The sequence below is a fragment of the Microcoleus sp. OTE_8_concoct_300 genome (assembly GCF_031383065.1).
Taxonomy (GTDB): domain Bacteria; phylum Cyanobacteriota; class Cyanobacteriia; order Cyanobacteriales; family Microcoleaceae; genus Microcoleus.
This window is the reverse complement of the sequence record NZ_JANMZH010000030.1, coordinates 1-26,222: the sequence shown is the minus strand read 5'-3', so window position 1 is coordinate 26,222 and position 26,222 is coordinate 1. Positions and strand designations below refer to the sequence as shown.

The 26,222-nt window shown below is 46.7% G+C and carries 23 protein-coding genes and 1 pseudogene; 7 read left to right on the top strand and 17 right to left on the bottom strand.

The annotated features are described in order from the left end of the window. Positions 1–173: 173 nt before the first annotated feature. From ACUVJL_RS01705 to purC, 11 genes and pseudogenes are all read right to left on the bottom strand, one after another. Entirely contained in the window at positions 174–1,436 is a 1,263-nt protein-coding gene (locus ACUVJL_RS01705) for a DNA cytosine methyltransferase (protein ID WP_445244263.1), read from the bottom strand. 23 nt (positions 1,437–1,459) lie between these two features. Continuing rightward, the gene (gene lpxB, locus ACUVJL_RS01700) at positions 1,460–2,632 is read right to left on the bottom strand and encodes a lipid-A-disaccharide synthase (protein WP_445244297.1); all 1,173 of its coding nucleotides are present in this window, start codon (positions 2,630–2,632) and stop codon (positions 1,460–1,462) included. 189 nt (positions 2,633–2,821) lie between these two features. Beyond that, entirely contained in the window at positions 2,822–3,616 is a 795-nt protein-coding gene (lpxA, locus tag ACUVJL_RS01695) for an acyl-ACP--UDP-N-acetylglucosamine O-acyltransferase (protein ID WP_445244262.1), read from the bottom strand. 241 nt (positions 3,617–3,857) lie between these two features. Continuing rightward, positions 3,858–4,379 carry a 3-hydroxyacyl-ACP dehydratase FabZ gene (gene fabZ, locus ACUVJL_RS01690; protein ID WP_445244261.1) on the bottom strand — a complete coding sequence of 174 codons (522 nt, stop codon included), beginning with the start codon at positions 4,377–4,379 and terminating at the stop codon, positions 3,858–3,860. Positions 4,380–4,483: 104 nt separating this feature from the next. Then, positions 4,484–5,326 (bottom strand): UDP-3-O-acyl-N-acetylglucosamine deacetylase, encoded by an 843-nt coding sequence (gene lpxC / locus ACUVJL_RS01685; RefSeq protein WP_445244260.1) that lies wholly within the window; start codon positions 5,324–5,326, stop codon positions 4,484–4,486. Between the two features lie 251 nt (positions 5,327–5,577). Beyond that, on the bottom strand, positions 5,578–7,965 hold the full coding sequence (locus ACUVJL_RS01680) for a BamA/TamA family outer membrane protein (RefSeq protein ID WP_445244259.1): 2,388 nt from the start codon (positions 7,963–7,965) through the stop codon (positions 5,578–5,580). Positions 7,966–8,268: 303 nt separating this feature from the next. Further along, positions 8,269–9,015 (bottom strand): RNA-guided endonuclease TnpB family protein, encoded by a 747-nt coding sequence (locus ACUVJL_RS01675; RefSeq protein WP_445244258.1) that lies wholly within the window; start codon positions 9,013–9,015, stop codon positions 8,269–8,271. Further along, positions 8,984–9,301: a hypothetical protein gene (locus tag ACUVJL_RS01670; RefSeq protein ID WP_445244299.1), complete on the bottom strand. Its 318-nt coding sequence runs from the start codon at positions 9,299–9,301 to the stop codon at positions 8,984–8,986. The genes ACUVJL_RS01675 and ACUVJL_RS01670 overlap by 32 nt, the downstream gene beginning before the upstream one ends. A gap of 3 nt (positions 9,302–9,304) precedes the next feature. Continuing rightward, positions 9,305–9,370 (bottom strand): annotated as a pseudogene (locus ACUVJL_RS01665) (helix-turn-helix domain-containing protein); the annotation flags it as partial. Continuing rightward, a complete protein-coding gene (locus ACUVJL_RS01660; RefSeq protein WP_445244296.1) occupies positions 9,351–9,410 on the bottom strand; it encodes a helix-turn-helix domain-containing protein in 60 nt (19 codons plus the stop codon). The gene ACUVJL_RS01660 and the pseudogene ACUVJL_RS01665, both read right to left, overlap by 20 nt. 170 nt (positions 9,411–9,580) lie before the next feature. After that, positions 9,581–10,318 carry a phosphoribosylaminoimidazolesuccinocarboxamide synthase gene (purC, locus tag ACUVJL_RS01655; RefSeq protein WP_445244257.1) on the bottom strand — a complete coding sequence of 246 codons (738 nt, stop codon included), beginning with the start codon at positions 10,316–10,318 and terminating at the stop codon, positions 9,581–9,583. A gap of 259 nt (positions 10,319–10,577) precedes the next feature. Between purC and ACUVJL_RS01650 the strand changes: the two genes are divergently transcribed. The 6 genes from ACUVJL_RS01650 to ACUVJL_RS01625 all read left to right on the top strand — a co-directional run bounded on the left by ACUVJL_RS01650 (position 10,578) and on the right by ACUVJL_RS01625 (position 18,915). Beyond that, entirely contained in the window at positions 10,578–11,009 is a 432-nt protein-coding gene (locus tag ACUVJL_RS01650) for a response regulator (protein WP_445244256.1), read from the top strand. 121 nt (positions 11,010–11,130) lie between these two features. Then, complete coding sequence (locus tag ACUVJL_RS01645) at positions 11,131–14,547, top strand: response regulator (RefSeq protein ID WP_445244255.1); 3,417 nt, start codon at positions 11,131–11,133, stop codon at positions 14,545–14,547. 204 nt (positions 14,548–14,751) lie between these two features. Continuing rightward, entirely contained in the window at positions 14,752–17,046 is a 2,295-nt protein-coding gene (locus tag ACUVJL_RS01640; RefSeq protein WP_445244254.1) for a DNA phosphorothioation-associated putative methyltransferase, read from the top strand. A 126-nt stretch (positions 17,047–17,172) separates the two neighbouring features. Beyond that, positions 17,173–18,207, top strand: coding sequence for a hypothetical protein (locus tag ACUVJL_RS01635; protein WP_445244253.1), 1,035 nt, complete (start codon positions 17,173–17,175; stop codon positions 18,205–18,207). A 128-nt stretch (positions 18,208–18,335) separates the two neighbouring features. Beyond that, positions 18,336–18,632, top strand: coding sequence for a BrnT family toxin (locus ACUVJL_RS01630; protein ID WP_242718305.1), 297 nt, complete (start codon positions 18,336–18,338; stop codon positions 18,630–18,632). Continuing rightward, a complete protein-coding gene (locus tag ACUVJL_RS01625) occupies positions 18,622–18,915 on the top strand; it encodes a hypothetical protein (protein WP_333336328.1) in 294 nt (97 codons plus the stop codon). The genes ACUVJL_RS01630 and ACUVJL_RS01625 overlap by 11 nt, the downstream gene beginning before the upstream one ends. Positions 18,916–19,254: 339 nt before the next feature. Here the strand turns inward: ACUVJL_RS01625 and ACUVJL_RS01620 are convergent, their stop codons facing one another. Both ACUVJL_RS01620 and ACUVJL_RS01615 read right to left on the bottom strand, forming a co-directional pair. Next, positions 19,255–20,427, bottom strand: coding sequence for a TRC40/GET3/ArsA family transport-energizing ATPase (locus ACUVJL_RS01620; RefSeq protein ID WP_333176612.1), 1,173 nt, complete (start codon positions 20,425–20,427; stop codon positions 19,255–19,257). Positions 20,428–20,727: 300 nt separating this feature from the next. After that, positions 20,728–21,120, bottom strand: coding sequence for a DUF2358 domain-containing protein (locus ACUVJL_RS01615; protein ID WP_445244252.1), 393 nt, complete (start codon positions 21,118–21,120; stop codon positions 20,728–20,730). Positions 21,121–21,320: 200 nt separating this feature from the next. Here ACUVJL_RS01615 and ACUVJL_RS01610 point away from each other — a divergent pair, with 200 nt between their 5' ends. Next, positions 21,321–21,935 (top strand): glutathione S-transferase N-terminal domain-containing protein, encoded by a 615-nt coding sequence (locus ACUVJL_RS01610; protein ID WP_445244251.1) that lies wholly within the window; start codon positions 21,321–21,323, stop codon positions 21,933–21,935. Between the two features lie 87 nt (positions 21,936–22,022). On the opposite strand, the gene ACUVJL_RS01605 is transcribed toward ACUVJL_RS01610, so the two are convergent. From ACUVJL_RS01605 to ACUVJL_RS01590, 4 genes are all read right to left on the bottom strand, one after another. Beyond that, positions 22,023–23,447, bottom strand: coding sequence for an NADP-dependent isocitrate dehydrogenase (locus tag ACUVJL_RS01605; protein WP_445244250.1), 1,425 nt, complete (start codon positions 23,445–23,447; stop codon positions 22,023–22,025). Between the two features lie 444 nt (positions 23,448–23,891). Continuing rightward, on the bottom strand, positions 23,892–24,506 hold the full coding sequence (locus tag ACUVJL_RS01600) for a DedA family protein (RefSeq protein WP_445244249.1): 615 nt from the start codon (positions 24,504–24,506) through the stop codon (positions 23,892–23,894). Between the two features lie 196 nt (positions 24,507–24,702). Continuing rightward, the gene (gene ahcY / locus ACUVJL_RS01595; RefSeq protein ID WP_445244248.1) at positions 24,703–25,980 is read right to left on the bottom strand and encodes an adenosylhomocysteinase; all 1,278 of its coding nucleotides are present in this window, start codon (positions 25,978–25,980) and stop codon (positions 24,703–24,705) included. Positions 25,981–26,031: 51 nt separating this feature from the next. Continuing rightward, the coding region (locus tag ACUVJL_RS01590) for a hypothetical protein (RefSeq protein WP_445244247.1) at positions 26,032–26,222 on the bottom strand (191 nt) is incomplete at its 5' end.

Here is a 26,222-nt window from a genome sequence, read left to right as displayed (position 1 = left end):
TGCATCGGAATGATTTAACCACAGAGGGCGCAGAGAACGCAGAGGGAGAGAATACAGAGATGAATAATTCCGATGCAACCGGATTTGATATAACCCGCTGTTTATAAGGAGATGAAAGGCAAAAATTACTACTTATTTACAAATTCCCAATTACACATAATTAAATCTAATTCTTAACTTTTTAGATAATATTGTTCTGCTTCCGACCAATTCAATTTAAGCAACGAATCATCTCCCCATGTCAGCTTGAGACTCGGCTTAATTGCTTTCACGCCCAAAGCGCTGATAATCTGTGCTGCTACAACTTTCGCCAATCGCGGTGGTACAGAATTTCCGACTTGGCGAAAACCGTGCCATTTTGTGACGTGAAATCTAAACCAGTCAGGATAGGAATGCAGCCGCGCAGCTTCTCTGACTGTAATGCACCGAGGGGCGATCGGGTGAATCGGCCTCGGCGAAGTATAAGCCCCCCTCGCCCTGTCGGTTCCGGCCCTGAGAGTGTTGCAAACTCCCTCGGGATGCAGCTTGTAAAAACGGCTGATCGGCTCTTTTTCGCCATGTTTGGCAGCCTGAAACCTTTCCATACATTCCTGAGAATGTTTAGTTCGCAAACTACAAGAGAGGATTTGTCGATCGTACTCGCGATCGTAGGAATAATCATCATCCAAACCATCGATTCCGCGCATTATACTCGCATAAGTGCTGCACTTTCCGTACTCCGCGATTACCCAATCTCGGTGCAGCAACTCGCTGTAGTTTTCCACTTCCGGCAAATCTCCAATCGCATCCCAAACTGTCGGGACAGCAGGTAAATTAACTTTTTTATAGCGTTTAGCAACTTTATTTTTCAGCAGTATAGTAGTTGGCTGAGGGTATTTTGGCAGCTCAAAATCTTTTTTGCACCCAATCAGAAACAATCGTTTGCGAGCTTGCGGCACTCCATAGTTAACGGCGTTGAGAACTTGATAGTTTTCTTCTACTTTATAGCCTGCTTCCAGAAAAGAGCTAATTAAAATATTCAGGAGTTCTTTGTGTTCTCCTGAGGCAATTCCCGGCACATTTTCCATTACAAAAAACTTGGGTTTTAGCTCTAAAACTAAGCGCTGAAAGTGAAAAATTAGAGAATTTCGCGGGTCGTCCACATCGCGCTTGCCCATCATCGAGAATCCTTGACAGGGCGAACCGCTGATTACTACGTCTATCTCGCGCCCCCCGATCGCCGATTTTTTCCGAATTTCCGAGCCCCGAAGCTCTGCGACATCTTGGCACAAAATAGAACACATCGGGAAATTAAAGTGGTGTGTGGCGCAGTGGACTGGGTCAATTTCGACTGAGGCAAGTACGTCAAAACCTGCTTGTTCAAAGCCCAGTGTCATGCCGCCCGCGCCGGCAAATAAATCAACAGCGATCGGTCGCTTTTTCCGATTGCTTGGCATAACATTTCAATAACAAAGTTGCTTTAATTTGCTCTATTTAATTTAACATTTTTCATTATTTCCGCAGCCGCGCGATCGCACACCCCCACATCTCCGAGACTTTCGCGCATTTCCCGATAACCTGCCAAAGTTTGCTGGCGTCGATCGGCATTTTGCAGCAATTCCAGTGCATGGTTCACTATATTTTCCGCAGTAGCGTCGTCTTGCAGCAACTCAGGGACGATCGGCTTCATTTGCACCAAATTGGGCGGAGACATAAAAGGAATCGAAAATTTCAGCACGTGGCGAGCAATAATCGCCGTAATCAGACTGACACGGTAGGCCACAACTTGCGGAACGTCGAGCAAAGCTAGCTCCAGATTAACAGTACCAGATTTAGTGAGGGCCAGATCGGCAGCAGCCAAGATTTCCAGAGTTTGATTTTCTAACAAAGTAGCCCGCAAACCGTAATTCTCGATCGCCTGTGCGATTTTGCTGCGGAAAGCTTTATTAGCAAGCGGAATCCAAAAATGAACTTCCGGCAATTTAGCTTGAATAATTTGAGCGGCCTCAAATATGACCGGCATCAGGTACTTTAGTTCTTGGTGTCTGGAAGCGGGAATTAGGGCGATAGACACCTGTTCCGGCACAATTCCCAAAGTTTTGCGGGCAACTTCCCGGCTGGGCGCAGATTGCATTCTATCCACCAAAGGATGACCAACCCAACTCACTTCGGCTCCTTTTTCCCGAAAATAACAAGCTTCTTCCGGAAAAATTGCCAAAAGTTTGTCGCAAATATTGACAATCAGATCAGTATTGCGAGGAGAAATCGACCAAACCCATTCTTGAGGTGCGATGTACCAAACCACAGGCAAATCCGGCAAACAGCGGCGGATGTAGCTGCCAATACCGAGATTTGGAGTCAAATAATCAATCAATACAACCGCATCGGGGGGGAAGTTTTTGAGATATTTCTTAGCTTTTTCCTGAACTTTGATCGTTGGCCAAATATAGGGTACTGATTCTATAATGCCCATAGAACCAATGCCCACAGTATCGCCTAAAATAGTAGCACCAGCTTCCGCCATACGATGGCCGCCCAATCCGGTTATTTCTAACTCCAAACCAGCGGCGACAGCGTGACGTTTTAAGGCTGCAACTAACAAAGCTCCTTGCAAATCGCCCGAAACCTCACCAGTGCTGATAAAAATCTTCATAAACTCCTCAATATCATCGGTAAGGTGCGTCAGACTAAAAACTCTTTGAGTTACCTCTAGGTGGTGACTGACGCACACTACAGCTTCCTTCTTCTTCTACTTCTTCTACTTCTTCCTTCGTGTCCTTCGCGTCTTCGCGGTTCAATAATACTAATTATTCGGATCCGAAAGAATTAATATAAGCCTCATTCACTTTTTGCCAGGAATCAAACCGCGCCGCCCTTTGGTTATAGACTGCTGCATAAATCTCCGCAGGTGCTGCAAATGGGGGTTTTCCTGCAACAAATCCAAGTGTTCCAAAGCTTGATTGAGAGTGTAGCCAGAACGGTATAGAATACGAAAAGTTTTCTTCAAAACTAGCAAATCTTCTGGGGTAAAACCGGCGCGTTCGAGACCTACTTTGTTGATTGCTCGCACTCTCGAAGGATTCCCCTCGACTAGCATATAAGGAGGTACGTCTCGATCGATCCTGCTCAAGCCACCCACCATAGACAAGCGGCCGATGTGGACAAACTGGTGAACGCCCAAAACACCGCTCAATCGGGCTTGAGACTCGATTTTAACGTGTCCGGCTAAGGCTACAGCATTGGCGATAATTACTCGATCGGCGATCGCGCAATTGTGTCCCACATGAACATAAGCCATCAATAGATTATGATTGCCAATTGTCGTGCTTTCCCCCGGTCCAGTAGCGCGGTTAATTGTCACATATTCCCGAATCAGATTGCTGTCGCCAATTTTCACCCTAGTCAGAGAACCTTCGTATTTCAAATCTTGAGGTTCCAAACCAATCGCCGCACCGGGGAAAATTTGATTTCGAGCGCCTATTTCTGTTAGCCCGTCGATAATTGCATGAGCGCCAATCTTAGTTTCCGGCCCGATTTTCACTCTTTCCCCAATTACAGCATAAGCTCCCACTTCTACAGTCGGGTGAAGTTCAGCACCGGGATGAATCACAGCAGTTGGGTGAATCAAAGTAAGCATTTGTCTGTTTTTTTGCTTGTAAGTGGGAAGGAAGTTCGGCAACGCGCAGTGTAAGGGATTGAACCGATTTAACGGATTTAACTGATGGATGTTGACGGAAGACGGAAGGAAGAAGTCAAGGGTGAAGAAGGATGTTTTTAAATTTTAAGATTGCTTCATTCCGAGACACGGTTCGCGGTTTTAATTTAAATTCAAAACTCACAACTCAAAACTACCCGCAAGCCCTCACCAATTCCCCAATTTAATCTACCATCGAAAACGTCAATTCTCCTTCACACACTTTTTGTCCGTCTACTTCAGCCAGAGCCTGCATTTTTGCAAAGCGACGGCGTTTTACCCACAGCAATTCTACAGTCATCAGCAACTGATCGCCCGGTACAACCTGACGACGGAACTTGACTTTATCAATTCCCGTAAACATCCACAATCCTTGCTCAATGTCGGGCAACTGAGCGAGAACAATACCGCCAACTTGAGCCATCGCTTCGACAATTAATACACCAGGCATAATCGGCCTTCCGGGAAAATGCCCCTGAAAATGTGGTTCGTTGAAAGTCACATTTTTAATTCCTACAGCCTTCTCGGACTGCACATAATTAACAATCTTGTCAACCAGTGCAAAAGGATAGCGATGAGGCAATAATTTCTGAATTTCTTCGAGAGTAAAAGTAGATTTAACCGCTGGAGAATCCTCACCGTTTTCGGTGGGAACGGATTCAGAATTAGCAGTATTGAGGGTGTTAACTTCAGTCAGCGTGGACATTACTTGAAGACTTTTGAGTGTGGTAGAAACGCGATGGATCGCGTCTTGGGTTGTAAATTGTAACAGGGACGCGGGCTCGAACCTTTGTTTCTAACTTGTCTCCTTCACGGCCCGCCCGCTTGGGAGTTTACGGCTAAGGCAAGTTGGACGTGCAGGTTGTGACTGGCTTTGTAAGCCAAGTAGTGAGCTTTTGGCCAAGTTCCTAGCAGACTGAGGTCGCCTACTAAGTCTAAGATTTTATGGCGCACAGGTTCGTTGGCAAATCTCAAGGGCGGGTTGAGCCAGCCGGAGCGATCGCAAACTAGGGCGTTTTCTAGGGTACCACCTTTGATCAAACCTGCTTGTCGCAATTGGTCAACTTGACGAGCAAGTCCAAAAGTGCGGGCTGGGGCGATCGCCGTCGCAAAACTTTCTGCCTCTGGCGACCAACTGTACCATTGATTGCCGATCGCCTGTTCCTCAAAATCAATTCCGTAACTAAACCGAGTTTCCGCTGACGGTAAAGCTGCTGCAAAAGCATCCCCGTGACGCACCCAAATAGGCTGTTCTAGGAGGCCGGAGGGAGTGGGGTCTTGCTTGGATTCTTGAGGAACTAAGCCGGTATGGGCGATCGCCTCTACCCAAACCTGAGCCGAACCGTCCAGTAGCGGCACTTCCGGCCCATCAACCTCAATTCGAGCATTATCCGCTCCCATCCCCGCCAAAGCGGCTAATAGATGCTCTACAGTGCGAATTTGAGCATCGATACCTGCGAGTTCAGTGGAAAGTGCAGTCTGACAAACTGCCTCAATTTTTGCAGGAATTATCGGAGCACCGGGCAAGTCTATTCTGACAAAATAGCGGCCTTCCCCAACCGACGCCGGCAAAACTCGGACGCGAGTTTGTTCGCCGCTGTGCAAACCGATTCCCGACAGTTCAAATTCAGATTTTAAGGTATGTTGAGTCATTAGTTATTGGGAATTGGGAATTGGGCATGGGGCATGGGGAATTGGGTATCGGTAATTGGTAATTGGTAATTGGTTATTGGGCATCGGTAATTGGTTATTGGTTATTGGTTATTAGTTATTAGTTAATTACTACCAATTACCAATTCTAAATGTCCAATGCCCAATACTTCGACTACGCTCAGTACGAGTGTCCAATGCCCAATTTCCCATGTCCAATGCCCAATGCCCAATTCCCAATGCCCAATTCCCAATTAGAATCGCTCACCAATCCCAAAGTGAATTTGATTGTCCCCGGTGTCGTTGATACCGTAATCGATGCGGATCGGCCCTAAAGGAGATTGAATCCGCACGCCGAGGCCGTAACCGTAACCGCTACCCGGCTTTCCGCGGATACCGGCAGGGTCGCCCGGGACATCTTCGCCCGTGCCCAAGTCGGTGCCAGCATCCAAAAATAGCGCTCCGCCGAGAAACGAAATAATCGGGAAACGGTACTCAACGCTGGCTTCTAGGAAGCTGCGGCCGGCTCCCATGTCGCCTTCGTCGTATCCGCGCACCGAGTTGGCGCCGCCCAAGGCAAAGGCTTCGTAGGGAGGCAAATCTCCGAATACGGTGCCGCCTCTAAAACTGAATGCCAGGGTTTGAGGGCCGGGGCTAAAGTTAGTGTACTTGACTGGTAGGTAAAAGCTGTAGCTGGCCCGCAGGCGGTTTAACAGGATGCTGCCGGAACCGACAGGAATCGATTGTTCCATGCCAAACCTGAGCAGGGAACCGCTAGTGGGGCGGAGGGGGTCGTTGCGCCGATCGCGCACAACACCTGCTTGCAGTGTTGTCAAGTCGTCGGAGCCCGAATCGCTAAAACTTAACAGGTTGCCGAGTTCGTCCTTGGATTCGCGACGGCCTTTGCGATCGGTAATTGAGACTCGCTGGTACTGCAAGCCGACTGAAGCAGTCCACTCAGAATCGGCAAAAGGATTGGGCGATAGGGGACGGGTGAAATTGATACCGGCACCGGTGCGGACGATGCGGGGTCGATCCTCGTTGGGCAATCTGACTTCCCGTTCGCCACCGTCAAAAATCACGCTGATCGATCGTCTTCTAAAAACATTAGCGGTGAAAGAAGTGCGGTAAGGATCGCCCGCAATCCAGGGGTCAGTAAAACTCAGGTCAAACAGCGTTTGGCGTTCGCCGATTTGTACTTCAGCCCCCAATTTCTGGTTCCTACCGCCCAAGTTTTGCTGCTGGTAACTCACCGTACCGAACAAACCCGTCGCGGAACTCAAACCCGCACCAGCAGCCAGAGAACCAGTATTTTTCTCGATGACATTGACAATTACCCTTGCCTTGCGGGGGTCAGTCGTTCCCGGTTCCAAGGCAAGCCGCACGTCTTCAAAAATTCCCAAACCAAACACCCGTCTCAAATCTCTTTCCGCCTTGGTGCGGTTAAAGATGTCTCCGGGCTTGAGTTCTACTTCGCGGGTGACGACAAAGCGACGGGTGTTGCCTCCGATGGGCTGACCCGTGGCATCTGTTGCCTCTCCCTCCTTGTTCAGGAAGCGGACATCAACGGATTCGATCTGGCCTTCTGCCACTACCAGAGTGACTGTGCCGTCGTCTGCTACTTGCGGGGCATCAGTGATTTGGCCCAAAACATAGCCGTTCTCTTGATACCACGCATTAATTTTTTTCACTCCCTCCTCAAAGCGGCGGAGGTTAAGAATTTGGCCGTACTGATCGCGGAAGCTTTCGTCAATTACGCTTTGGGGCAGCACTTGCTGGCCGGTGATTGTCACTCCCCGCAGCACCGGATTTGGCTGCACAATAAAAGTCACCCGGACGCCCAACGGGGTGTCTTCCGGTACTGCCCGCACGTTTCTGAAAAAGCCCGTGGCAAAAATGGCGTTGATGTCTTGTTGCAGTTGGCTGCGGTTGGTCGTGCGTCCCGGTTGGGTGGTGATGACTCGGTAAATCTCGCGTTCCAAGTCTCCCGTCGCCCCGGTAACGGTAACTTCTGCAACTAGCACTTGCGGTTCGGCAGACCCGGCGGGTGCGGGGGTTGGTCCCGGCTGCGGTGCTCGGCCAGGGGGCAATGGGGGCACGGTGTTAGCCGGCGGTGCCGTCGGGGCCGGTCTGGGGGTAACTTGGGCGTTTTGAGCGATCGCCCCGGATTCATCTGGTTTCCCTAGCTCTGCTGCGATCCAGGCGGGCATTTCAGCCGATTCCTCGGGGGGGAGCGGGCTGCCCAGTTGCGCCTCTGGCAGGGCGTTTTGGCTGCTAGAGGCAGGGGAGGGGTTGGATGCTAGCTCGGGTTTGGGTTGAAGCAAGGAAGGCGAAACCGGGGAGGGCGTGTCTGTGAATCGGTTGGGGGGTTTGCGGTCGTTTTCTCCATCTCCTCTGGCAGGGGCCTCCGCTATTTTTAGGGCTTCCCCTTTGCTGGTTTTACCGGCTTTGCGGTTTTGAGGAGGATTTTGGGTTAATTCTGGAATGGGGCGATCGGGTAATTCGATCGACGGGGCGGGGGTAACGGCGGCGAAAGTTTCCTCTGCTGATTCAGAGTAGGATGTTTCGCCGGAAGCAGAATTTGATAACCCGAATGTTGCTGAGGCAGTAAAAACTGCCACCAATACAGCAGATAAGCGCATTTTTGTTAACTTTTTTAGGCAATCCACACAGCACATTAGCCATCAGTCATCAGTCATCAGTCATTAGTCATTAAGTCGGGTGAATTAGCTATCTCCCACTAACGGATGACTGTGGACTGCTGATTGCTGACTAGGAATAATGGCAACAAACTGTGCAATTATGACACTCCTGGGCCCCAAGGCGTGAGGATTCTTAGTTCAGCGACCGGACGTGAACTACCCAGCGCTGACATAAAGGTACAGCGTGAGCTTCTGACTTCAACGGGGATTGCGTTAACTTAGACTTACGTCCCAGTTTCGGACTCACCTCCCCTCCATCAGCAGAAGTCCTTCCAAGACCCATAGCATTCTGATTCCTTCTGCTCTGATATTTATTGAGGCGTTTCCATCCCTATCGTGATGAGTACCACAACTAGGACAAGTCCATGTCCTAACATCTAATGGCATTTCCTTCACCTGATAGTGGCAATTTGAGCAGAGTTTCGAGCTAGGGAACCATCGGTCAATCTCTACCAACACTTTGCCTTCGCGATCTAGCTTGTAATGCAAGAAATTGACAAATATTCCCCAACCTACATCATCCATTGCTTGAGCTAGTTTGTGATTACGAACCATGCCCTTAACGTGAAGGTTTTCGACTACGATGACTTGGTTATCGTCAACAAGCCTTCTAGATAGCTTATGCAAGTAGTCTTGACGGACATTGCTAATTCGTTCGTGAACCCTAGCCACCAGTTTCCTGGCTTTATCTCTCGACTTGCTTCCTTTCTCCTTTCTGGCTAGTTTTTGCTGTTTTCGTTTGAGGTTGCGCTCGTGTTTTGCTAAATGCTTAGGATTAGGGTATTTGGATGTCTTGATACCATCATTGACAATCGCAAAATCTTTCAATCCCAAGTCAATTCCTGCAACTTTTCCATCGGTGTGAACAACTGGTTTGTCTCCTTCGAGTTCTGTCAACACAGAGGCATAGTATTTCCCCGAAGAAGTAACACTGACGGTTACGGTTTTGATAGTTCCCTCAAGCGGTCGATGTAACGCAAGCTTTGACAATGCCGACACGACCGGGAAACTTGAGAAAGTCGTCAACAAGTTTGACTGATTGCGGATACTGAATTGACTGCCTATTTTTTTTTGATTTGAATCTAGGGTATTTAGCCCTCGACTCAAAAAAGTTTTTGTAAGCAGTTACCAGGTTGAGCGTAGTGGATTGCAAAACCTGAGAGTAACACTCCGACAACCATTGTGTTTCTTCTTGTTTTTTGAGAGTTGGTAGGAGTTTGTTCAATGCAATTTGAGTCAAGCTTTTACCCGTGGTTTTGTAGGTTTCAATACACATATTGAGTGCGTAATTCCACCACCAGCGAGAACAGCCAAAGTGCCGAAGCTCATATCGTCTGTTGTTCAATTGTTGGATACAGTCTAACTTTGACGGCTTGATGTTGCATTGCTTCCACCTCCTTTTACGATGATATATATTCCTGATAAAAAGTCAACCGAGTTGGCAAATTTTACGCCTGTTTGACCGGATAAAATTTGCTTAGGGTGTCCATGTATCCCAACGCTGACCCAAAGGCTACAGCGTGGGACTTATCGCTCCCCCAAACCCCCTCAAAAGTTAAAACCTCTCAACTTTGTGAGCTAGAACCCGTTGGAGAACTTGTTGGTAAGCGGTTTCCACCGATCCCAAGTCGCGGCGGAATCGGTCTTTGTCCATAACACGGGCGTCGGGGTCGGTTTCTGCGTTGTCCCAGAGGCGGCAGGTGTCGGGACTGATTTCGTCGGCGAGGATCAGATTTTGATGTTGGTCGATACCAAATTCTAGTTTGAAGTCTACTAGGGTGATGCCGCACTCGGTGAAAAATTCTTTGAGTATTTCGTTAATTTCGCGGGCGGCGATTTCTAGTTGGTCTACTTGTTCGGGGGTGGCTAGCTGCATTAACTGCAGTCGGCCGCGGGTCAGCAGCGGGTCTCCCAAATCGTCGTTTTTGTAATAAAATTCCACCAGCGGCGGATTGACTATTGTGCCTAGGGCGAGGCCGGTTTGCTTGCAAAGACTGCCGGCGGCAATGTTTCTGACTACGACTTCCAAGGGCAAGATTTGGACGCGACAGACTCGCATTTGGTTGGGGGCCGGCGTGTCGATAAAGTGGGTGGGAATGCCTTTGGCTTCTAGTATCCGAAACAGGTGGGCGGATATGGCGCAGTTGATTTCGCCTTTGCCGACGATGCTGCCGCGTTTCTGGGCGTTAAAGGCTGTGGCGTCGTCTTTGAAGTGGGTCAGCAAAATTTCGCTGTCTTCGGTGGAGTAGAGGATTTTGGCTTTGCCTTCGTAGAGTTTGCGATCGGCTGACATGGCGATTAATAATGTAGATGAGTTTTAGATTTTACAGTACCTCTCTGAGGGCCTTATTGGCGAGTTTTTGGCTCTCGCCTGTCCCGCTTATGCCCCTGACGGGTGAGTACGCCCGCAGGTAGATACCGCCATCGGCCCAGGCAGAAATGATTCTTTACAAAGGACAATAGAGATTAAACCTGCTGGGTTCGCGATCGGTGCTGACTAAACCTCGCGAAGGAGACTGGCGCTTAAAAAACATCTGCAAAGTGGCTGATTTATGGAAGACAAAAAAATTCATATCCTCTTGGTAGAAGATGATGAGGTTGATGTGATGAACGTCCGGCGAGCGTTCAAAAAAAATAACATCGTCAACCCCCTCTACATTGCTGCAAATGGATTAGAAGCTCTGGCTATATTGCGTGGAGAAGGAAAAACCGAGCCTGCAATGCCTCAAGCGCGCCGGTTAATTCTGCTGGACTTGAATATGCCGAGAATGAGCGGGATCGAGTTTTTGCAAGAATTGCGACTCGATGAATGTTTGAGGTCGATTCCGGTGATCGTCCTCACAACTTCTAATGAAGATAGAGATAAAGTAAATGCTTATAATTTGAATGTAGCGGGCTATATTCTTAAACCTGTCACTTTTTCTAACTTCGTGGAAGTTATGGCTACCCTCAACAGATACTGGATGCTGAGCGAAATTCCCTAAATTAAGATAAAATTTAACAGAAAAAGTTTCAAGGTGGCTTTAGTGATTTTCAGCGGTGCATTTATTTTAATTATTTTTTGTATGCCGCAGCTTTTTCGGAGTAATCCACAATTCTGTTGTTATGGACAAACTTATCAAAATTCTGATTGTTGATGACGATGCTGTCGATCGGATGGCGGTCAAACGCTCGCTCAAGTCTGCTGGGGTTTCGGTAGAAGTTACTGAAGCAGAAGACTGCGCCGATGCCCTGGCCAAACTCTCGGTCAGCAAAACTTCTACCCAGGCGATCGCGAAACTCTCCAAACAAAATAAATCTCAACATTTAAGAGAGGTTGAGGAGACAGAAAAGGGGCTGCTATTAAATCAGATATTTGAGTGCAAATTTGACTGCGTATTCCTCGACTACGGATTGCCGGACGGAGACGGACTGAGTTTGGTACAAAATGTACGGGAAGCTGGGCTGAAAGTTCCCTTAATTGTGCTCACAGGTCAAGGCGACGAAGAAATTGCTGTGGAATTGATGAAGGCTGGAGCTTCTGATTATATCGCTAAAAGCAAGCTTTCTCCAGATAGTTTGTCCCGCAGTATGTACAATGCCATTCGCATTTACCGCGCCGAATCTCAGGCGTTTCATACTAGTCAAAAACTTAAGGAAAGTGAGGAACGGTACAGGTTAGTTTTAGAGGGAGTGAACGACGGAATTTGGGATTGGGATTTAAGTAAAAATGAGGTTTATTGGAACGATCGCCTTTTGGAAATTATCGGTTTGTCGCGAGATCAATTTGGCAGGACTATGGAAGCTCTCTACAACCGCCTGCACCCCGAGGACAAGGAGGGCATCGTCCGGGCGATCGCCGCTCACTTGGAACAAGAAATAGACTATAATGTAGAATTTCGCCTGCTGCACTCTTCCGGTTTTTACCGCTACTGCACTTCTCAGGGAAAAGCTCAGCGGAATTATCATGGAGAACCGCTGCGGATGGCTGGTATGATTAGCGACATTACTGAGCGCAAACAGGCGGAATATGCTCTGGAAAGGGAACGGCAGCAACTGAGACAAATTATTACTTGCGTGCCTGTAGCAATGGCGATGTTCGATACACAAATGCGCTATATGGCTAACTCTAAAAAATGGGTTAGTCAATTTAATTTGGAGTTGCCCTCCCTCAATAATCTCAGCCATTACGAATTGTTTCCAGATACGCCGAATCGCTGGAAAGTAATGTACCAAGAAGTGCTCAAAGGCCAGGTAGTTTCTGTGAGCGAAGATGCCTGGGAACGAGCAGACGGATCTGTTCTGTACCTGCGGTGGGCTGCTCACCCTTGGTACGATCCCGACGAAAAAGTGGGGGGAATTGTGATGGTTGCCGACAAAATTAATGAGTTGGTGGAAGCGCGGGAAACTGCCTTAGAAGCCAGCCGGGTGAAGTCGCAATTCTTGGCGAACATGAGTCACGAAATTCGCACTCCGATGAATGGGGTTTTGGCAACGGCTCAATTGCTGGTGCGCGCTACTCTGGAACCGAAACAGCAGGAGTACGCTCAGACTATTTACCGCAGTGCTGAACATTTGCTGAACGTTATTAATGATATCCTCGATTTCTCTAAGATTGAAGCTGGAGAAATGCGGCTGGAAAAGGCGGATTTTGATTTGGATAGCTGCGTTGAGTCGGTGATAGAAATGATAGCGCATTTGGCAGAGGAAAAAGGTATTGAATTGAATATTTTAGTGGACAGTTCGGTGCCGAGAAAGTTGGTGGGCGACTCTGGCCGATTGAAGCAAGTTTTGCTGAATTTGACGGGGAATGCCATAAAATTTACAGATTGCGGTCAAGTTCTAGTTCACGTAACTGTGAAACAGGGCAAGCGACTGGCAGATGGTAGACAAGAAGCAAGATTGCTCTTTTCGGTGCGGGATACTGGCATTGGAATTTCGGCAGAAGGGCAAACAAAGCTGTTCCAATCTTTTTCTCAGGTAGACCCTTCTCTTACTAGGCTTTACGGCGGAACGGGTTTGGGTTTGGCTATTTGCAAGCAATTAGTGGAGATGATGGGAGGCGAGATTGGAGTTCGCAGTTTGCTAGGCAGCGGTTCGACTTTTTGGTTTACTGTACCTTTGGAAAAACAGTTGCAAGTTGAGCCTCAAGATCCCGAACTTGCGGGAAAGAAGCTGTTAGTAGTCTCTGGAAGCGCTTTGAGGAGGGCAGCAGTGCGATCGCTCGCTCAAAGTTGGGGTGCCCGCTGCGACGAGGCAGAAACTGCTGCTGAGGCTTTGAGTTGGTTGAACAAGGCCCTGGACGGAATTTCTCAGCATTCGGGGGAGGGGGAAAAAAGCTGCGATTTGGTGCTTGTGGACTTGCAACTGCCAGAGTTGGATGCGGAGGAATTTGCGATAAAAGTGCGATCGACCTCGGCAGTTGGCTCGTTAATCGCCATGACTGCTTTGCGGGAACAGCAGAAGGCGGAAGCGCTTTGCAGTCGGGGTTTTAGCGGGTATTTGATCGAGCCGGTGCGGCCTAGCCGCCTGCTTGAGGCAATGCTTGCGCCGGTTAAGGGAACGGGAGATTTTGAGAGATTGGAGGCTGCTAGTAGTTGCAAATTGCCAGCAGTTAAATCTCAATATGTTACTCCCAATTCGCCGTCATCCCTGAGAATTTTGCTGGCGGAAGACCACCCGATCAATCAGCAAGTTCTTGTCGAACAGTTGGCAGTTTTAGGCTATCACGCTGACTGCGTGGTCAACGGTCAACAAGCCCTGGATTTGCTGGCAGAAAAAAGCTATGATTTAGTGCTGATGGACTGTCAAATGCCGGTACTTGACGGTTACAAAACGGCGCAAAAGTTGAGGGAAATTGAAGGAAGCGATCGCCATACTTTTGTGATGGCTTTAACTGCTCATGCTATGCCGGGGGAACGAGAAAAGTGTCTGGCTGCGGGGATGGACGATTATCTCAGCAAACCTGTAGATTTAGATGCTTTGGCGGCGGCCCTGAAAAAGTATGAAGCCCGAAATGTTCAGTGTGAAAATAAGTATGGAGTTAAAAGTATTAATTCGGAAAAAAAATCTCAATTAGCAACAAATTATACAGAAGTTGTGGAAAAAGCGCAGGTTGTGGCTGTGCCGACACCAAGGGCGAGCACACTTCAAACTTGGGAACATAGAGACTGCGACGGACTGTTCGACAAGAGCAGATTGGAGCAACTCGGACGAGTTAATATTAAATTGCCCGAGCGACTATTGCAAGCTTTTGTGGCAGACGCGCAAGCTGATGTGGCTGCTGCCAAAAGAGCCGTAGAAGCTAAAGATTGGCAAGCTGTGGAATATCAAGCACACCGTCTCAAGGGAACTTCTGCTAATGTGGGAGTTGCTCTGATGTCGGATTTGGCCACACAATTGGAGCATCAAGCGCGAGGCTTTCAATCTGAACCACCAGGGGTTGAATTGTCCAAGATTGAGAGGGTTGAGAACATATTAGTGAGTTTGTCCAGTCATTTAGCGCGGGTTCAAGAATTTGTGGAAACTAGAATGTTTGGTTAATATCTTACTCGATCGTAGTCGATATTAGTCTGCCATTAAAATCGCCATTACAAAAACGAAGTCCCTCTCTAAGAAACTCAGAAATAAAGCGGTACGGTACGGAGCGTGCATCCTACATATAGAAATTCTAGGGAAATTTTGTTTGTTTCTTCACTCCGTGTCCTCTGCGTTCTCTGCGGTTAATTAAAAAAAATTAATTTAGCTATGAATTACGATACCAGTACAAACACTATTTTAGATAGCGATTCATTAGAAAATGATGAAAAACTGCTAACGCCTTTGATGAGTTTTGCTCGGGAAGTTTTATTGTATGAAAACGAGGCTATTTCTGAGCAATATTCTGTAAATGCTGTGCCGTACTCACCCGAGGAAATCAAGGATTTTTGTGTTGACAATCTGGTGGCAAAAGTGGCTTGCTGCTGTCGCGAAAGCAAGGTGGGGAAAAAATTACCTACGGCTTTTTACGTTCATGTTTCGGCTTTGCAAGCACTCAACCCAGTCCTCGGAATCTACGAAAATTGTGCCAGACGCACTATCGAAAATATTGATGAAGCAACTTTAGTTAAATTTTCACTCCAGCAACCTAAAATATCTTATCTTTTTTACCCGGATTTCGATACAGATGCTCACCCTGCTTTGCAAACCAGCATCCAAATTAATCTGGAAACAGGGGAAGTTAAATATTTCGATTACAGCAACAGCGAAAATCCCCCGGTTTTGCACCGCAAGGAAACTTTTGTAACTGCGGATTATCCCAATTACGAAAAGTTTGCTCGACTCACTCGCTGCGAGGAAAAGTGGGGACTGCTTGACAATACTAGCGTTATCGGCACTCGTGAGGGTTGGCTCAAATATTTGGGATATTGCGGTGTGGAAATTCAAGATCATGCTGTTGTCGAGCGTTTGAAACAGGAGAAGAGCGAGCTTTCAATCCCTAAAATCGAGCGACACAAAGCTGCGATGGTACGCCACTCGCTTTCTAAACCTTTGCGTCTGGTTTTAGAAGCGGATTTAGCGATCGACGGGGCGACTTTTTTTGATTACGGTTGCGGTTACGGCGGGGATATTAAATATATTTCTGAAGAAGGTTATGCTGTTTCGGGTTGGGATCCATACTATCAGCCGGATACTCCGCGAATTTGTGCAGATATTGTGAATATTGGTTATGTGATTAATGTGATTGAATCTTTGGCGGAACGCCGAGAAGCTTTGCTGAATGCTTGGGGATTGACTAAAAAATTATTAGTTGTAGCGGCTCAGGTTTTGATTGACTCGCGCCAACAAGGTCAAATTGCTTACGGGGATGGGGTGATTACTTCTCGGAATACTTTTCAGAAGTATTACGAACAGGAAGAGTTGAAGATTTATATCGACCAAGTTTTGAGTGTTGATGCAATTCCTGTAGCTTTGGGGATTTATTTTGTATTTCGGGATGCAGCGGAGGGTGAAGGTTTTCGTGCTTCTCGGTTTCGATCGCACTTATCGACTCCCAGAGTGCGATCGCAAGTTAAGCGGTTTGAGGATTATGCGGAAATGCTGGCTCCTTTGATGGCTTTTGTGAGCGATCGAGGCCGGCTTCCGGTTAAAGGCGAACTAGCGGAAGAATCGGCGATTAAGGGGGAATTTCACAGTTTTAATCGCGCTTGGAGGGTGATTTTGCAAGCAACGGATGCGGATGATTGGGAGAAAATCGCCGACAAGCGCCGCCAAGATTTGCTGGTATATCTCGCTCTCAACGGTTTGGGCGATCGGCCTTCAATCCGCCGACTCCCCGCTCAAATCCGCAACGACATCAAAGGTTTGTTTGACAATTATCAAAAAGCTTGCACTTTGGCAGATTTAATGCTGTACAGTCTGAGCAAACCTGATATTGTGGCTGACTGCTGCGAAGATAGTGCGATCGGCTACAAACAGCCCGGTTCCCTTTCAGTGCACGTCTCTGCATTAGAAGAACTTGACCCTTTGCTTCGGCTCTACGAAGGCTGCGCCAACCGCACGATTGGCAGGCTTGACGGCGCTACAATCATCAAATTTCACGCTCGCAAACCTCAAATTTCCTATTTATTTTATCCCGATTTTGACACTAACCCGCATCCAGCCCTTCACACTTCTATGCACATAGATTTGCGCGACCTTTCTGTGAGCTATCAAGACTATTCTGATTTGTACAACCCGCCAATCTTAGTTAGGAAAGAAGCTTTTGTTACTGCTAGTTATCCCCATTACGAAAAGTTTGCGAAACTCACCCGCCAAGAAGAAAAGTTAGGAATTCTCGATCGTGGCGCAGTTAAGAAACATCGGGAATGGATGAAGTGTTTGGAGGAAAATTGCGTTAAAATTAAGGATCATAAGTTGTTTTGGCGATCGAATGCTGATCCAGAAAGGTTGAAAATGCTGCAAAAAGCTGCCTCGGAACGTCAGCAGAAAAAGATTGAGGTTAATGCAGGAAAGATTGAACAAACCGCAGAGAGCGCAGAGGGCGCAGAGGATGGGAAATAAGAGGGAACAGAAATAAATGCGAAGCGTAGCGAAGATGCTCAGATATATTAAATTGAGTAGATAGGCTTGTTGCGCTCGCAAAGATATGCTACAATAGTCGGAGAATTTTATCTTGTTAAAATTTCTATGATTTCCCAACAGACAGACTTGCAGATGGTGGAAAATCCCAATGTTTTATTAAAAGCTCTCAAAATTCAGTTCAAAGATTTCTGTGCAGAGCGCTTCTCTCTCAAGGATATTAAAGGTATTTTTTCACGCTTCGGTTTTACTGTAAATCATGAGAGTACCGTTTCAACTGAAACACGTCGTGGATTAGTTGATGAACTCTATAATTCACGTGATTGGCAGAATGTAGACACAGTTAAAAATTTCTTGAAATTGCTTGAATATGTTCTACAACTGCACGACTTATCGCCTGAATCAAAGAGCTTTCTTTCATCTTTTTGTGAAGAACTTGGATTCGTGATAGAAGATAATAAAATTACCTGTATAGGCTCATTTTCTGGTAAAGACTTGTTTACATATCAATTTCCTGCTGGAATGCCTTTCGGAAAGAGGAAGCCAGGCTTTTCCATTACTGCTGAAAGGGGAAGACAAACATTAAAATATGCGGTAGAGGATGGACTGGGATTATTGACAGGAAAGGTATACCCAAACTTTAGCTTTAGAATGCTAGAGGCATTTTACGGTCTTGATAATTCAACAAATGGAGTATTCAAGAAAGCTCTGAGAGACATGAATCAAACTAAATATGAAAAGGATTTTTTTTTAGAATATGCAAAAAGATTTGACATGGGAAATAAGGATGTACCTGTATTAATTCCTCAAGCGTGGATTCAATGGCACTCTCAACCTAAAAGAAATCTTCGTTCTATTGCGGGAACACATGCCGATGAACTTTATCGAGTTGATTTTGTAGCGTTTTGGAATAGTAAGAGATACGCAATTCTAGTAGATGATATCAGCCACTATGGAGTAGAGGAGAAATCAATATGGCGCGCAGACGAAGAATCCTATTCAAAGCGATTAAAGGAGGATAGAAAGCTAAGCACAGAAAATTGGCAAGTGTTTCGAGTCAGCAATTGGGAACTGCGAGATAAGGAAAAAATCCCAGGCATTCTGGAGGATTTGCGGAAATTTATTGGTTTCCAAGAATCATAAAATGCGTATATAGACTAACAATTCGGTTGCAGCGGACGTGCAAAGTCTTTGCGTCTAGATTTGAAAACGATCGTTTTTTGTGAATAATGTATTGACATTGTAAATACATTTTACCTATACTAGGGAGCATGAATGTATACTTCGTGCTCAATGGCATTACCTTCGTATGGGACGACTCAAAAGCGCGGATCAATCCCACAAATCATGATGGGGTTACTTTTCAACAAGCTGCTGAATCCTTCTTTGACCCATTTCTAGTTGTCGTTGATGCCAGTCGCAATGAGGAAGCGCGTGATGCTGTGATTGGGCTAGATAGTCGGTGGAATCTACTGTATGTGGTTCACATTGAGCGTGAAGAAAATGTCATTCGGATTATTTCAGCACGTAAAGCAACTCGTCAGGAGAGGGCAGAGTATGAAGGTTGAAGCATTAAAGCAGCGATTAGATCGAAACCGTCCAATGACTAGCGTGACGATCCGTATGCCCGAAGATGTTGTGGAAGATCTAAAGAAAGTTGCACCATTATTGGGTTTTTCGGGTTATCAGCCATTAATTCGTGCTTATATCGGTCAAGGTTTGCGCGTTGATTTAGAACGATTTGAGAGCGAGACAGTAACAGCCTTAGTAGCAAGTTTGAAGCGTCGAGGTGTCAGCGATGCAGTGATTGATGAGGCTTTAAACGAAGTCCTTCGTGCTGAGTCCTGTTAATTGTGTCTAGCCAGTAGCATCTCATATCAAATCCGTTGACATCGGAATTATTCATCTCTCTCTTCTGGAGACTCTGCGCCCTCTGCGCCCTCTGCGGTTAAATCATTCCCATACAATCGGAATTGATACCATTACAAAAGTAACTGTCTCATAAACGCAGACGCAACCATCCTACTTTTGACGAAGCCGTTCGCCTCGGACAAGAATGGCGTAAGTCTGCTGAATAGCTCAATACCTGCACGTGAGCCAAAAACCCGGTTTCTGCGTGAATATCTCAAGGGATCATCCACGATTTTTCCTAGAAACCGGGTTTTTTAGGTTGATAGTGGGTAAGTCTTGTTAAGCAAACTTAATCTTCAAATAATCCTCCTCCATCTTCGCCCCGGAAGGTTGCAGCGCCGCTAAAGCTTGGGGCAACACCAAATTACGGCGGTGATTCCCAATCCGAACATTCAACTCATCTCCCGTTTTGCTCAACTGGATCTGATCCTTAGCAATTCCGGGCAAATACAGCTCAAGACTATATTGATTGTTTTCCTGCACGATCTTAATCGTATTTTCTTTGTAATAAACTTGACTTGGGTCTTCATCTTTGTAAAGCGTTTCTTTCAACCGTTCCAAAGCTGCCAAACCGCACATTTCTTCAGAATAAAGTGGCACCTCCTTAACTGGCAGCGGCATGAAATCTGAGTGAATTTCCTGACGGTACTGTTCCTGGCTTTCTTTCCACCGTTTGAAAAATGGGTCAGTTACTTCTGCGGGAATAATCCGGTTAGCTACTACTAAATCTGTGGCTACATTGTACAAACTCAAATAGGCATGAGCGCGCAGAGATTCTTTAATTACCATTTTTTCTGGATTGGTAACTAACCTTACCGAAGTCACAGTATTGTCAGTTAAAACCTTTTCCAAAGCTTCGATTTGTTCGTAAAATTCGTAAGGTGCATCCATCACCTCTTTGTCTGGTAAAGAAAAACCCGCAATTGGTCTAAAAATAGGTTCAACTAAAGGTCTAAGGGCGGCTGATATGCCTTGCAGCGGCTTGTAAAATTTTCTCATGTACCAGCCGCCAACTTCCGGCAAACTTAGCAGTCTCAATGCTGTGCCAGTCGGAGCAGAATCGATAATTAAAACATCAAATTCGCCTTCATCGTAATGCCGCTTCATTCGCACCAAACCGAAGATTTCATCCATTCCTGGCAAGATGGCTAATTCTTCAGCTTGCACCCCTTCGAGCCCCTGCGCTCGCAAGACTTGAGTAATGTAGCGCTTAACGGCTCCCCAATTGCCTTCTAATTCCCTGAGAGCATCTAATTCTGCTCCCCACAAATTCGGTTTCACCAGCCGCGAATCGTGCCCGAGTTCCATGTCGAAGCTGTCGGCTAAGGAGTGGGCGGGATCTGTGCTCAGCACTAGGGTTTTGTATCCCAATTCGGCACACCGCAGCCCAGTCGCAGCGGCTACGGAGGTTTTGCCGACGCCGCCTTTTCCGGTCATTAGTATTAAGCGCATTGATTGTTTAGCTCGCCTGAAAATTCTTTACTTCTTTATTGTAACGTTCTGTAACAGAGATGAATTTAATGGGGGAATTAATTTTGGCGACAAGCAGCCGCCGGACACAGCACATTTTCGCTAATTCACGAAATTGCTGCCATGTCAAGATCAGTTAAAATTATTTATCTCAGATATCAATTGCGACACATAAAAATCCATCAGCGTTCATCTGTGTTTATCTGCTAACATCTGCGGTTAAAAAAGGACTCTCGCTCTTGAAACACCATTTTTTATTGCTAACAAACCTAAGAACAATTCTCAAACATTAGTTTTCACAGGAAATACAAGCTGTTTGATCACATCCAACCGCGAACAGTTCCAGTAATCGATGTGAGAAACAATTAAATCATCACTGTTGACTTTAAGTTCGCTCCTACCGGCGATCGCCATTTTCGGTTTCCAAGGTAGCGGTGCGATCCAGCTCAGAGTCCAGCGAGTTTCTATAGTATCTCCAGACTGGGAAATGTTGTGCAAGTCGAGTTTAACCTCTTTAAAAAAAGTCCCCATAAACCCGATCATTTTTTGGTAGCGATCGACTCCTGTAAATCGATTCACTGGATCTTCAAAATAAACATCTTTTGCGTAAATGTTGTAAGTCTGATTTTCGGGGAATCTTTGATAATCGTCTTTGAGAATTTCAATAATGTCCATTTTTCTTAATTAACCGTCACCCATCCCAAATCTTATTATAATAGAATTGTTAGCAAAACCTTTCTTTAATTGTGCCTTCTGCCTTCTACCTTCTGCCTGAGGATGGCTCGATCGCTCAAAGACTGCGCAATTTATGTCCAAATTCTGATATTATGTCCGGTTATTTCCTTCATTGCAACTTTTAACTTAACAGCACAACTATGATCGACCTCTACACTTTTACCACACCGAACGGCCGCAAAGTCTCGATCATGCTCGAAGAAATAGGTTTACCCTACAGCGTGCACGTCATCGACATCACCAAAAACGACCAATTTAGCCCAGAATTCATTGCCATCAACCCCAACAGCAAAATTCCGGCGATAGTCGATCGAGATAACGGCATCACCGTCTTCGAGTCCGGCGCCATCCTGATCTATCTAGCCGAAAAAGCAGGCAGATTTCTGCCCACCGACAAACAAAAATACTTTCAAGTTATGGAGTGGCTAATGTTTCAAATGGCCAGCGTCGGCCCGATGTTTGGTCAGCTCAACCACTTCAAACGCTTTGCACCCGAACAAATTCCCTATGCCATTGGGCGCTACGAAAAAGAGACCTTGCGGCTCTACGGAGTATTAGACACTCAACTAGCAAAATACGAATACATCTGCGGCGACTATTCGATTGCCGACATTGCTACCTATCCGTGGGTTGCTATTTACGAATTTCAAGGATTAACCCTGGACAACCACCCCCACCTCAAACGTTGGGTAGAAACCTTGCAGAAGCGTCCCGCCGTTGAGCGCGGCATGGCTGTTCCCGAACTGCAAAAATAGCAATTTTTAAACCGCAGACAGACAAAGATATTACCAATCTTATCGGCGTTTATCTGCGTTCATCTGCGGTTAAAAAATCTTTAAAACCTAATCAGCAAAGTGCTTAATAATCGCCTCAGCAAACTCCGAACACTTCAACTCCGGTACCGGCGGCTCCATCAACCTCGCCAAATCGTAAGTAACTTCACCGTTAGAAATTGCCGCTCCCAAACCCTTCTTAATCAAATCTGCGGCTTCCTGCCATCCCATGTATTCTAACATCATCACCCCGGACAAAATCAAAGAGCCAGGATTGACTTTATCTAGACCGGCGTGTTTCGGTGCAGTGCCGTGAGTTGCCTCGAAAACTGCACATTCATCACCAATATTCGCGCCGGGACCCATGCCCAATCCGCCGACAATTGCTGCCGCCGCATCCGACAAATAATCCCCGTTCAAATTCATGGTCGCCAAAATCGAATATTCGCCAGGTCGAGTTTGAATTTGTTGGAAAATACTGTCAGCAATTCGGTCGTTGACCATAATTTTTTCTTTCCACTGACCGCTGCCGTGACTGGCCCAAATTGCAAACAAAACGTCGGCGACTTCTTGACGAATTTTCGCTTGTTTTTCGGGAGTCAAAGCATCGTATCCCGGGTCTATTTGGCGGGCATTATCTTCTAAGCTAATGTCGGGATTTTGTTCTTTGTTGCCGAGAATCCAAGACTCTCTTTCAGTCACGCACTGTTGGCGATATTCGGTGGTTGCTAATTCGTAACCCCAATCTCGGAAAGCTCCTTCGGTGTATTTCATGATGTTGCCTTTGTGCACCAAAGTCACTTGCTGCTTGTCTTTCGGCAACCGCAAAGCGTGGGCGAGGGCGCGCCGCACTAAACGTTGAGAACCGCTTTTGCTAATTGGTTTAATTCCTATTCCAGAATCTAGGCGAATTTGTTTTTTGGCGTGTTCTGGTGTTGCCGGAATTAACTCATTATTGAGGAATTCAATCAATTTCTTTGCGATTTCGCTGCCTTTGGGCCATTCAATTCCCAGGTAAATATCTTCTGTATTTTCCCGGTAAATAATTACGTCTAGCAGTTCAGGTGTTTTGTGCAGCGATGGTGTTCCAGCATAATATTTGCAGGGCCGCACGCAGGCGTAAAGGTCAAAGATTTGTCGCAAAGCTACGTTGAGCGATCGAATGCCGCCCCCGATTGGGGTTGTCAGGGGCCCTTTGATGGCGACTCCGTATTCTTTGATGGCGTCTAAGGAATCCTGCGGCAAATATTGGTAAGTACCGTAGACATCGCAAGCTTCGTCGCCTACATAAATCTTAAACCAGTTAATTTTCCGCTTGCCGCCGTAAGCTGTTTCTACCGCAGCATCCATGACTTTCTGGGATGCTGGCCACAAGTCCACACCCGTACCGTCACCGCGAATGAAGGGAATAATCGGGTCATCGGGGACGATCGGCGAACCATCTTTGAAAGTAATTTTAGAACCAGTTGTCGGGGCTACAATCTTTTCGTACATATCTTAACAGGGCGGATAGCAATGTTCCCTATTTTGCCACGATTATCTGCCTAAACCTCAACAAATCCTAAATATTTGTATAAATTTAAGTTTGATTTTTGGGCTATCGGCTGGCCGTCACTGTGACTTTTGGGCGATCGTAAATTTAAAACTAACTTTAAAAAAGTAGCAAAGATAGCAGAAGTTTCTATCAAATATGCATCTCTCTCTTTCAGCGCTAATGTTGGGAAGATGCTGGAACCGAGTCAGTGGATTTGAGATTTGAGATTTGAGATTTGAGATTTACTTTACAGATTCATCTGGGACTTTGAACTAGGGTCTAAAACTTGGAACCGCTCACGACTCCTGTAGGAAACTTGTATTCGTTTTTGGGCGGGGTCAAAATGGTGATTGTCGCCGCAGATGAACGCGAATCAACGCAGATTAGTTTCACAAAATTTGCATTTATTTGCGATATTTTTCCTTTTGCATATTCTTTTTGACCACCCACAAAATAAACCAAATGACAATACTCACCACAACTATTTTGGAAACCGGATCCAGATACTCCTCTACAAGTCGATAATTTTCGCCGAGTTTATATCCGGCAAAAGTCAGGAAACTCACCCACAAAAGAGTGCCGCCTGTTGAGTAAAGTAAAAAAGGAATTAAAGGCATATTGTTGATGCCAGCGGGCAGGGAAATCAGGGTGCGAACTCCCGGTACGAGGCGACACAAAAACACGGCTTTGTTGCCGTGTCTATTAAACCATCTATTCGCTTTGTCAATATCGGCGCCCGATACAGTGATCCACTTGCCGTATTTGTCGGCTAAATTCCTCAAGCGTTCTTCGCTCAATAATTTACCGGCATAGTACCAGGGAAGTGCCCCCAGAACTGTACCGATTACTCCTGCTGCGATCGCCGGTGAAAACTCCATTCCGCCCTTGAATACCGTGAATCCTGCCAGCGGCATAATCAATTCTGATGGTATGGGCGGGAAAAGATTTTCTAAAAACATCAACAGCCCTATTCCGAGATAGCCCATGGACTGCATTGTGTTAGTTATCCATTCAACCATTTTGATTCAATAGGTAATATGTACTTGGTATTTTTCTCGTTTTTGCTTCCAGGCTCTGCCTGGGAAGGCATATATAGAGGCTCTGCCTCGACTCCGAATACAGGAGGCAGAGCCTCGTGGTATTCATTCCCAGGCAGAGCCCGGGAACGATAAACGAGAATATTCCCAGGCAGAGCCCGGGAACGATAAACGATGATTAGGTGCCCGAAGTCCAAGAGTTTGTGTACTCAATTTGTTCGGGAGTCAAGGTATCAATGTAAATACCCATTGCTTCCAATTTGAGACGGGCAATTTCTTTGTCAACTTCCACGGGGATTGAGTGAATACCAGGCTCTAGTTTGCCTTTGTTCGTAACCAGATATTCGCAGGCTAAAGCTTGGTTAGCAAAGCTCATATCCATCACGGCGCTGGGGTGTCCTTCGGCTGCTGCCAAGTTGATCAAACGACCTTCGCCCAACACAATAACCGACTTGCCATTATTGAGGTGATATTCTTGAGTGAAAGACCGGACTGTTTTCACGTCGGTGCTTTTTTCGCCGAGGGATTTGAGGTCAATCTCAATGTCGAAGTGACCGGAATTGCAAACAATTGCGCCGTCTTTCATGGTCTCGAAATGTTCGGCACGAATGACGTGTTTGTTGCCCGTAACGGTAATGAATATATCTCCGACTGTTGCCGCTTCGTCCATCGGCATGACGCGGAAACCGTCCATCACTGCTTCGATCGCCCGAATCGGATCGATTTCGGTGACAATTACGTTAGCGCCCATGCCGCGGGCGCGTAGTGCCGTGCCTTTGCCGCACCAACCGTAACCTGCAACCACAATATTTTTACCGGCTAACAAAATATTGGTAGCGCGGATAATGCCGTCTAGGGTAGATTGACCGGTGCCGTAGCGGTTGTCGAAGAAGTGCTTAGTGTCGGCGTCGTTGACGTTCATTGCGGGGAAAGTCAGCACGCCGTCTTTCAACATTGCCCGCAGGCGCACGATGCCTGTGGTAGTTTCTTCGGTAGTTCCGATTAAGTCGGAAATTTGGTTCGGGCGGTGCTGGATCAGGGCCGCTACCACGTCGCTACCGTCGTCGATGATAATATTGGGGCGGTGGTCTAGGGCTGTGTAGACGTGACGTTCGTAGGTAGCGGCGTCTTCTCCTTTGAGGGCGAAGACGGAAATGCCGTAGTCTTCAACTAAGCAAGCCGCTACGTCATCTTGAGTGCTCAAGGGGTTACTGGCGATCAGTACGGCGTCCCCACCCCCGAGTTTGATGGCGATGGCCAAATGAGCTGTTTCTGTGGTTACGTGGCAGCAAGCAGCCAAGCGAATGCCAGCGAAAGGCTTTTCTTTAGCGAAGCGTTCTTGAATTTGCCGCAAAACGGGCATTTCCCGGCCGGCCCACTCGATGCGTTGCTTTCCCAAGGGGGCGAGAGACAAGTCTTTGACTTCGTGTTTAATCTTGACGGATGTAGCAACCATGTATGTTATTTCTCAGAAATTATCAAACTTTGTTAGTTTTAGCAGATTAAGTCATCGGCGGGCAAGTTCTGTGATTTTACTCGATCGGGGGCCCTCGCGGTGGTGACATACTCCTACACCAACACAAGCTGTCACCAGTGGTGTAGGCGTCTTTGCAGCCCGATGAAGGGTATGCAAAATTTCCTTCGCGGTACTATCATCTATAGCTCCTACTATAGAAAGATTCCCGCCACGGCATTTTA

Coding starts and splice junctions, on each gene's coding strand:
- ACUVJL_RS01635 (WP_445244253.1), top strand. CDS start 17,173: ATGATTTCCCAACAGACAGACTTGCAGATGGTGGAAAATCCCAATGTT.
- ACUVJL_RS01625 (WP_333336328.1), top strand. CDS start 18,622: ATGAAGGTTGAAGCATTAAAGCAGCGATTAGATCGAAACCGTCCAATG.
- ACUVJL_RS01640 (WP_445244254.1), top strand. CDS start 14,752: ATGAATTACGATACCAGTACAAACACTATTTTAGATAGCGATTCATTA.
- ACUVJL_RS01650 (WP_445244256.1), top strand. CDS start 10,578: ATGGAAGACAAAAAAATTCATATCCTCTTGGTAGAAGATGATGAGGTT.
- ACUVJL_RS01615 (WP_445244252.1), bottom strand. CDS start 21,120: ATGGACATTATTGAAATTCTCAAAGACGATTATCAAAGATTCCCCGAA.
- ACUVJL_RS01620 (WP_333176612.1), bottom strand. CDS start 20,427: ATGCGCTTAATACTAATGACCGGAAAAGGCGGCGTCGGCAAAACCTCC.
- lpxB (WP_445244297.1), bottom strand. CDS start 2,632: ATGAAGATTTTTATCAGCACTGGTGAGGTTTCGGGCGATTTGCAAGGA.
- ACUVJL_RS01600 (WP_445244249.1), bottom strand. CDS start 24,506: ATGGTTGAATGGATAACTAACACAATGCAGTCCATGGGCTATCTCGGA.
- ahcY (WP_445244248.1), bottom strand. CDS start 25,980: ATGGTTGCTACATCCGTCAAGATTAAACACGAAGTCAAAGACTTGTCT.
- ACUVJL_RS01605 (WP_445244250.1), bottom strand. CDS start 23,447: ATGTACGAAAAGATTGTAGCCCCGACAACTGGTTCTAAAATTACTTTC.
- ACUVJL_RS01610 (WP_445244251.1), top strand. CDS start 21,321: ATGATCGACCTCTACACTTTTACCACACCGAACGGCCGCAAAGTCTCG.
- ACUVJL_RS01645 (WP_445244255.1), top strand. CDS start 11,131: ATGGACAAACTTATCAAAATTCTGATTGTTGATGACGATGCTGTCGAT.
- ACUVJL_RS01670 (WP_445244299.1), bottom strand. CDS start 9,301: ATGTGTATTGAAACCTACAAAACCACGGGTAAAAGCTTGACTCAAATT.
- ACUVJL_RS01680 (WP_445244259.1), bottom strand. CDS start 7,965: ATGCGCTTATCTGCTGTATTGGTGGCAGTTTTTACTGCCTCAGCAACA.
- ACUVJL_RS01630 (WP_242718305.1), top strand. CDS start 18,336: ATGAATGTATACTTCGTGCTCAATGGCATTACCTTCGTATGGGACGAC.
- lpxC (WP_445244260.1), bottom strand. CDS start 5,326: ATGACTCAACATACCTTAAAATCTGAATTTGAACTGTCGGGAATCGGT.
- lpxA (WP_445244262.1), bottom strand. CDS start 3,616: ATGCTTACTTTGATTCACCCAACTGCTGTGATTCATCCCGGTGCTGAA.
- ACUVJL_RS01705 (WP_445244263.1), bottom strand. CDS start 1,436: ATGCCAAGCAATCGGAAAAAGCGACCGATCGCTGTTGATTTATTTGCC.
- purC (WP_445244257.1), bottom strand. CDS start 10,318: ATGTCAGCCGATCGCAAACTCTACGAAGGCAAAGCCAAAATCCTCTAC.
- fabZ (WP_445244261.1), bottom strand. CDS start 4,379: ATGTCCACGCTGACTGAAGTTAACACCCTCAATACTGCTAATTCTGAA.